The sequence below is a fragment of the Shimia gijangensis genome, assembly GCF_900142085.1.
Classification (GTDB): Bacteria; Pseudomonadota; Alphaproteobacteria; order Rhodobacterales; family Rhodobacteraceae; genus Shimia; species Shimia gijangensis.
Map to the genome: position 1 here is coordinate 133,636 of NZ_FQZQ01000008.1, position 8,457 is coordinate 142,092.

The window sequence follows — 8,457 nt, forward strand, 5'->3', positions numbered from 1 at the left end:
CTGTTCAATATCGGACCAATCGTTTTCAAGTTGGTAAAATATTGTGATTTATTCTGAAAAGGTTATCCGGATCATATTTGCCCTTGATCAGAGACAATTTATCTCCGTTTTCACCATAAGCACCCGCCATGTGATCCGCTTCATCTTCGGGCATGAAATTCACATAAGCGCTGCCAGTTGAATAGGGCTTCATCCGATCATAAAGGGTGCGCGCCCACGCGATACACTCATCGTCCTTTGCGGGATCTTCCCAGCGAGTGTGCACATTCATGATGAAATGCGATGACCGCTCTGGGTATGCGGTCTCACCTGCACCAACCCGTGCCATTTCACCGCCCACATGAGCAATGAACACTTCACAAGCCGGATCCGGCAATGTGGCGATTCCTTCCAGAAGTGTTGCAATCGCGTCTGAAGAAAGAGCCGCGAAGTCGTGGCTCTTCCAATAATTGCGGGCACCGGCGGCCAGAAGTGGATCAAAGGCGGCCTGCCAACCAACGAATGGATGCGGGGAAATGACATCAACGATCGGGTTTCCAAGGCCACGCAAACCTGCCATTGCCGCTTCGCCTTCATCCATGGGCCCGGCATAGCAAGCGGCGAGAATGAGAACCTCACGTCCGTGCCAATCCTCGGTAAGAAATGGCAAAGGCGGGGCTTTGCGCATCACGCTCCATACTGTCAATTCATCCGGCGCACTATCAGCAATTTTTGTGACTTCTGCCAACAGACCAGATGCCTCTTCGATCGGATGAACGATCAATCCAGACAAGACCTCGGGCCCCAGAGAGTGCAATTGGAATTCAAAAGAGGTAATCACCCCGAAATTGCCGCCGCCCCCCCGTATGGCCCAAAAAAGGTCAGGGTGACTGGTCGCTGACGCTGTGACGATAGATCCATCCGCTGTCACCACTTCGACTGACAAAAGATTGTCGATTGTCATTCCAAATTTCCGGGTGGTCCAGCCAAAGCCACCACCCAGCGTGAGGCCTGCAATACCAGTGGTCGAGTTTATACCCGATGGAACGATAAGCGCGTGCGCTTGGGTTTCGCGATCCACATCGCCCAGAAGTGCGCCGGGTTTCACACGGGCAGTTTTGTTCACTGGGTCCACATCCACAGAACGCATTTGCGACAGATCAAGTAGAACCGTTCCGTCGGCAACAGCATGCCCGGCGATCTGGTGGCCACCGGACTTCACTGACATAACCAGCCCGCCGTCCCGAACAAAATTTACCGCTTTTTGTACATCGTGGGACCCTAGCGCTCGGATCACAAAGCCTGGATGACGGTCAACCATTCCATTCCATATCGTTCGGGCGTCGTCGTATTCCGCACTGCCCTTAAGATGCACCGCCCCCTTGAGCGAAGCATCAAGTGCGTTCAAAGTTTCTTGATCTACGGCAACTGCGCCGCCATCGAGTGTAAGTAATTCAAGCATAAGAATTGGCCTTCCTTTTTCAGGTAAGGCTTCTTGCGAGGCTGCCTCGACTGGAAAAAAGCCTCTTCTCACCTGTTCTCGGTGACGGGGCAGAACTTGTAAGTAAAAACTTAGGCGGCCCAGACCTTCAGGCAAAAATGCCGGGGTCGATCCGATCAACAGATGTTATGACATCCGCTGGAATATTCAGGCGCTCAGCAGCCTTTCGCAGGCTGTCTTCGTCGGGCGCTTCGTAGAGGCAATATGTTTTGCGTTTATCAGCGCTCAGAAACGAAAAAATCCATTCGACACCCTCTTCATCATTGATCTCTTTAATCTGAATTTTGGCTTCGTTGTCTATTTCGAGCTGTTCCGCAAAGTTTCTTTCAATAATAAATCTAGGCATATTTCACCCCCAAAAGTGTTCGCAGAATTCCTAAGTCATTTGTCCTTGGAGCTTTGATATAAGTGTTACCATACCCAGATCCCGGGCCGTTGCCAACGCTTCTGCTTCCAGATGAATAGCACGTTCCGCATCTTTGAGGCGACCTCGGCGTCGCAAGGCGAACGCATATGCCGCCTTGCTATGCGCAATCCACGGTGGTGCGGCCATGCTCGTGTCAATTTTGATTGCCTTATCAAACATTTTGTCCGAAACTTCCCAATACCCCATCAATCCGGCAAGGCTGCCAAGCCGACGAGCAGCGGCACCAATACAGGCCGTGGTCGCACCCGCAGTGATTGTAAGGTTTTCGTAAGGAACCAGCATGTCAAAAATGGTTTTGGCATGGTTTTTGTTTTCCACCGCCACACAAATGTCGGCCAGATACGAAAGCGTTGTCGAATACATGGCGTCTGGCGATATCGAAAACCCAGTTTCCGCCAGTTCGTTCAGTATGCGTTCAGCCGGTTCTAAATAGCCCAATTCAGCAGCGATTACACCGAAACCCGGTTTCCAACTCGCATCACCCGGACTCTCTGTCATCAAACGTTTAATGACTGGCGCGACCTCTTGCAATCGACCTTGCTCCCGGCGAATGGTAAACATCTGAACGCCATAAACACCCTCAACATGTTTGCCATGAGTCTGGCGTCCAATCTTTACAGCTTCGTTGGCATAGCTCTCGGCGCGCTCAAAGTCCCCTTCCAGAATAGCAACCATCGCCCGGGCATGTGTTTGCACCCAATAAAGCTGACGGTGATTATCTTTGGTCGATATCTCTGTCAAAAGCTCAAGCGAATTATCCATCAACTGGCGATCCGCCATTTCCGCTCCGACAAACAGACTCAGCGTTCGGTCCCGCCCCTGATCAATAGTGCCCAATTTCTCCGCAACCTTGTGCATGGCCTCAAGGTTTTTGCGCCAATCGCGCACTTCGTCTTTCTGTCTTGCAACAAATGACGCGGCAAATCGCGCCATCATAACGTGGAATTGGGATTTGAGGTCGCCCAGTTTCGCAGCCAACTTCAGACATTGTTGACTGTACTCTGCACTTGCCGAAAATTGACCAGTGAACATGTAAGTGCGCGCCAGCTGGCTCATTAATTTGCATCGTCGGACCTCATCATGCTCTGGCAAGTCGTTCAGAGCCTTCAAGCAAACCTTGATGGCTTGTTCATGCAATTCACCGGCCATCATGCTTGAATCAGCGAAATGGTGTGCGGCATCTGCCGCGATTTCGACATCTCCGATTTCACACGCGGCTTCTGACGCTTCTTTGAGAGTGGCGATACCTTCCGGCAATCGACCGACGCTATCATAGCCTCTTCCGACAAGAATTTTGCCAACAATCACTTCCCGGCTGGATTCATCTCCTAGTTTGTGCGCGGCTTTGAGGGCTTCCTTTGCATTTGCCATCGCCTCATGACTGGCCGAACGTGCAAGGGCCATTTCAGTTGCAGATTGCCAGCGTTGAAAAGCTGCTGCCCAATCTTCTGCGGCGGTCAAATGGTGTGCTACCAGTTCAGGACGACGCTCAATTTCGGCAGATCGAAGCAGAGTCAGAGCGCCGGCAACTTTCGCGTGCAACTCCCTGCGGGTCGAGGCCAGCATAGATTGAAAGGCTGTGTCTCGGATCAGAGCGTGCCGGAAAACAAAGTAGCCGCGGTTATGGCCGCTTTCGAATATCAGGCCCGATTTGCAAAGATCATCGAGGCAGTTTCGGATTTCCGCCTCGCCTTTATCCATTGTAGCGCGCAGTAACGCTGGTTCAAATTCGCGGCCTATAACCGAGCCAGCTAGTGCCACTTGCTTGGCTTCCAGTGAAACAGCATCGAGTCGTGCCATCAAAGTGCCCTTCAATGACGAGGGCACTTTGAATTTTCCTTTTTCTCCTGACGTGACTATGGCGCGCGTCAATTCCTCGACAAACAGCGGAATGCCATCCGTCCTCTCAACAACCGTCTGAACGAGATCTCGATCTGGTTCGCTTCCGGAAATACTTCGGACCAAATTAGCAACATGATCAAAATCAAATCGGCGCAGTTGTAGCGTTTGAACATGGGCGTCACCATCGTCCTGGTCCAACTCCCAACCGGGTCTGTGGGTTATCAAGAGCATCAGCGGAAGATCCGCACAAATTGCTTTAAAACGATCCAGAAGAGCATTGGTCGACGGGTCGATCCAGTGGGCATCTTCAATGAACAGAATGACTGGACGCACATTTGCACGCGCTTTGACGGTGTCTATCAGTGTCTGAATTGTAAGGTCGCGTTGTTCTTGGGGGGACAAATCGAGTATTTGCTGGGCAATCTTACTGCGTGGCGCCACCAGAGCGGCAAAAACTGGAAGCACCTGATCAATGTCCAAACCCTGCCTTGCTTCAAGCATTGCCTGTACTTGTTCCAAAACACGATCATCGTCAAAACCCGGTTCGACACCCGCGTCCCGAGAAATGCGTTCGGTAACTGGGTGGAACGGGCTACTGGTTAGATAAGGTGAACAATTCAACCTTATTATATCTGCATTGCCTGCGATAGCTTCGTCGGCCAGGAACTCTTCGGTCAAACGGGATTTCCCGATGCCTGCCTCACCTGCAAGCAACACGACCTCGCCCTTACCGGTATTGGCGCCTTTCCAAGCCTGACGAAGGATGCCGTTTTCAAGATTTCTCCCGACCAGTGCGCTGTTTGAATCCCCCCGATGTGTAGCGCGAAATCGGCTTTCGGCACTGTGCTCAGCAACGACCTGTAAAAGCGTGCGTTGGCTGTCAAACCCTTTTAGCTCAACCTGCCCAAGTGAAGAAAATTCGAAAATTCGGCGCAGCGCCGCCTCTGTTTCTTCTTCAGGGAGGACGATCGTGTTAGGTGGAGCGTACTCTTGTATTCGCGCAGCAAGATTGAGGATCGGGCCTGTCATCGCTCCTTCTTCGTATGTGTTTTCTCCGATTGCGTCACCGACGACGACCTCACCACTTGCGACGCCCATCCGAACCGCCAAAGGCTCACCGTCCGGTGTTTCTAACTCTTTCACACGGTCCACCGCGTCCAGCCCAGCTTTTACGGCGCGAACTGCGTGGTCTTCGTAGGCGCTTGGCCATCCAAAAAACACCAAAAGCCCATCACCGAGATACTTGGCAACGTAACCTCCATAACGGCTGACAGCACCAGCAACGGCATCCTGATATCGCTGCAACAGGATGCGCATATCTTCGGGGTCCAAACGGTTGGTGAGTTTGGTCGACCCGACGAGGTCGGCGAATAGAACTGTTAGGTGGCGACGTTCCGCAATCGTGTTTGCATTTGGCTTTGACGAAACCACCGTATCAGGTGCGGAGTGGCCGGAAATTTGAGAGGGTTCATTTTGAAGGGTTTGCTCGTTTAAAGATGGCGCCAGCTCGGGCTTTGAAAAACTTGCTAAGCTGTTTTGGGGGTCTTTGATAGCAGCCAAAATAATCTTGCGATGGCCCAAGCTTACGCCCAATTCTTTTAAGTCATCACCAGTAAGCAACGGCAAGACTCTGTCATCTACATCATTATTGATGAATGAATCAGTGTACTGATCCAAACCTAGTTCAAAGAGCCATGCGTCGATGTTAAGGGCCATACTGTTAACAATGCTTGTTTATGAGATTTCGATCAAGATATTGATCTCAGTGCGGAACCCGCCCCACCAAACACTAAACGGCCATCGGCTAGATTTGGGAGTTAGCCAATTGATGTTGCATCACGCATGACACGCGACTGAATTGGCCGGTGTAACCACGGCCTACACGGCCGTTGCATCAAGCATGTTCCACAGCCATTCGTTCCTTTGAGGGGGATTTTTTCACTTCCAAAACCGACGACACTTTCGTTTCAGCAAAGTCGACGATCTTCCGTGTCAATAAATTTGGGCTTTGACCGCATCCCCACACTCGACAAAGTGGGCAAGTTTAGATTGGCTTCAAAGCTGACCTTTGCGCGAATATCCGACAAAGGCAAGTTTGGGCCGAAGCAGAAATTGCATGACTGCAATGGAACGGCAAGTTTGTCCTGCGGTTTCAACGGGTCGCTGCAACACAGGCCTCGAATTTCTCTGTTGGGGTTTGATATTGCAAGGTCTTTCGAGGCCTCTCGTTGAGCTGGCGAGCGACTGCGCTCAGCTCTGCTTGGCTAAAGCCCGATATATCAAGGCCTTTGGGGAAGTATTGACGAAGAAGCCGGTTGGTATTTTCGTTACTCCCTCTTTGCCAAGGGGATTGAGGATCGCAGAAGTAGACGTCGATCTTTGTGGCCATTGTGAACTTGCGGTGCCCCGCCATCTCAGATCCACGGTCCCAGGTCAGCGACCGATACAGATCCTTCGGTAGCTTGCGCGCTTGCTTGATGAGGGCTGTAATGACGCTTTGGGTGTCCTTGTTCTCCACTTTTGCCAGCATCACAAAGCGGGAATGGCGCTCGACGAGCGTGACGATGTAACTGTTGTTTGACCCTACGATCAAGTCGCCTTCCCAGTGGCCTGGGATAGCCCGGTCCTCGACCTCAGGTGGGCGCTCGCTGATCGGAATTGCATCCTTGATCTTGCGCAGCTTGAGACCCTTTTGGGTGGCATGGCGAGACCGCCGAATGGCACGGGGACTGCGTAGACATTCCTGCAATTCCTTCTTCAAAACACCACGGGTCTGCACATAAAGGCTGCGGTAGATCGTTTCGTGTGACACACGCTCTCGCTCTTCGTCGGGGTGCCTGCGCATCAACCATCCCGCAATCTGTTGTGGGGACCACTTCAGACGCAGCTTTCGGGCAATGAACCGGCACAGAGGTTCGTTGAATGAGAGCTTACAGGCTTTGGGACGTTTTGCGCAGTCCCAGGCACGCTGATCTGAGCGCGCCGCGCGATAGGTCTGACGTCCGCCATTCCGGCCAACCTCGCGGCTGATTGTCGAAGGTGACCGGTTCAGGCTTTGTACGATTGATCGAAACGACTGCTGTGCGACAAGCCCACGGAAAATCTCCTCGCGTTCCGTCAGGCTCAAAGCCCATCGCGACCGCCTGCGTTGCGGTGGGCGGATCCCACCAAATTGCGCCAAATGAGGGAAGATCGAAGACGACGCGCGATTGAAGTGACGCCCAATCGAACTCAGTGATTCACCGCGTTGCCAGCGGTCCCACATCTCTGACTTCTGTTTGTCCGTATAAAACGTTCGCGTCCGGTACTTCATGATCAACACTCCATCTCTCCCAAAAGATTAAAGTGTTGCGTCGACCCGTTGAAACCGCCGGACGAAGTTGTCATTCGCGTCGCTGGTCCTAACGGCAGCAAATGGTGCCACTACGACCATAGCCAATATGGGGGAGTGGGCCGCAGGCATGCGCAGCAGGTTCAGCGTTTTGTCCACAGAAGATTGCCGGTCCCGGCACGCTAGGCTTTTAGCAAGGGTTTCCAGACATCATTCACCATTTTTCTTGTAGTGCTCTGATCTCAGTCTGCGACCAATTTAGGGTGGTGGAAGAATTCTTGCATCTAACCGTCCATCCAAATTGGGTTGGACCATGCACGTTTTCCCGCCTCATCAATAATCGTAACCCGTACCCACGGAGAACCTTTCAGACGTTCCAAAGAGAGACACTCACCGGTCATGGCGTGACCATGCAGGGTTGCTGTCGATGTGCTATTGCCTTGAATCACGATGGTCTTCGCAGCAGAACAATCGACTTTGATACCATCACTGGTGAGGCGGATGTTGTGAATTTCTGGTCCAGTGCTGGAGTAATAGGCGCCAGCTTTCAGCGCCGCCAAAAGGGCGCCGGGGGTGTTTTCCGTTGTCTTGACCATCACCCAGCCACCAAAATGGTTCGGTGAGTTGAAATGCGCGTCATCGGTTGCGATCAGGTTCAGGCGGCGCCCGCGGTTCAACAGATGTTCCAAAATCAGGAAACCCTCGCCGCGATCATTGTCGACAACGCAACCGTGATTGTAAGTTTCCACAGCATGCGCCGCCGTGATGGACCGGGCATCGGTCTCGGACATTCCGGACCAATGCGGATGTGCAATGGCCACGAAGGCGCCCGCATCGCGCGCCCGCTGGGCAAGGCTTGTCGCGGATTCCGAACCCGCGACAGATTGCAATGTCGGCGCATGTGGAGGCGTAAAGTCAAGAGGAAGGCCAACGCTGACAAGATGCCACAAATTGCCATTCTCCATGTGCCCTGTATGCAATTCCGCCCCAAGAAGTGTGGTGAAATTCGGGTTGCGAAAATCCGTTGTATCGGTGATCGGATAGTCGAATAGCCCGACAAAATGGTCCGTGAGGGCGATGAAATCATAGCCTTGGGCCTGATACCTTTGGCAGACCTCCTGAGGTGAAAAAACTCCGTCTGATTGGGTGGAATGGGTGTGTAGGTTTCCGCGATGGAAACGACCGGGTGCAGTGAAAAAGTTGGGGAGCATGGGTCGGGCTTTCAACTGATTATTCAATAGGTGCGAAAAACGCCTCGGTCCGGTTGGTCACTTCGGCCCATATGTATGTACCGGCTGCTGTTCGCAAATGATTTCTTGCACGCTTTCGGAAGTCGCTCATATGTATCCGGCCTGTTGATCGACACGCGGGTCGTGG

5 protein-coding genes are annotated in these 8,457 nt (G+C 52.5%); all 5 read right to left on the bottom strand.

Annotated elements, in window-relative coordinates:
• Positions 1-25 precede the first annotated feature (25 nt).
• Positions 26-1,441, bottom strand: a complete 1,416-nt coding sequence (locus tag BUC32_RS09140; RefSeq protein ID WP_073251808.1) for an FAD-binding oxidoreductase — start codon at positions 1,439-1,441, stop codon at positions 26-28.
• Between the two features lie 127 nt (positions 1,442-1,568).
• On the bottom strand, positions 1,569-1,826 hold the full coding sequence (locus BUC32_RS09145) for a DUF4242 domain-containing protein (RefSeq protein WP_073251810.1): 258 nt from the start codon (positions 1,824-1,826) through the stop codon (positions 1,569-1,571).
• Positions 1,827-1,856: 30 nt separating this feature from the next.
• Positions 1,857-5,465, bottom strand: a complete 3,609-nt coding sequence (locus tag BUC32_RS09150; protein WP_073251812.1) for an adenylate/guanylate cyclase domain-containing protein — start codon at positions 5,463-5,465, stop codon at positions 1,857-1,859.
• A 436-nt stretch (positions 5,466-5,901) separates the two neighbouring features.
• Positions 5,902-7,062: an IS30 family transposase gene (locus BUC32_RS09155; protein WP_073251815.1), complete on the bottom strand. Its 1,161-nt coding sequence runs from the start codon at positions 7,060-7,062 to the stop codon at positions 5,902-5,904.
• A gap of 302 nt (positions 7,063-7,364) precedes the next feature.
• Complete coding sequence (locus BUC32_RS09160; RefSeq protein ID WP_073251817.1) at positions 7,365-8,291, bottom strand: PHP domain-containing protein; 927 nt, start codon at positions 8,289-8,291, stop codon at positions 7,365-7,367.
• Positions 8,292-8,457: the final 166 nt, after the last annotated feature.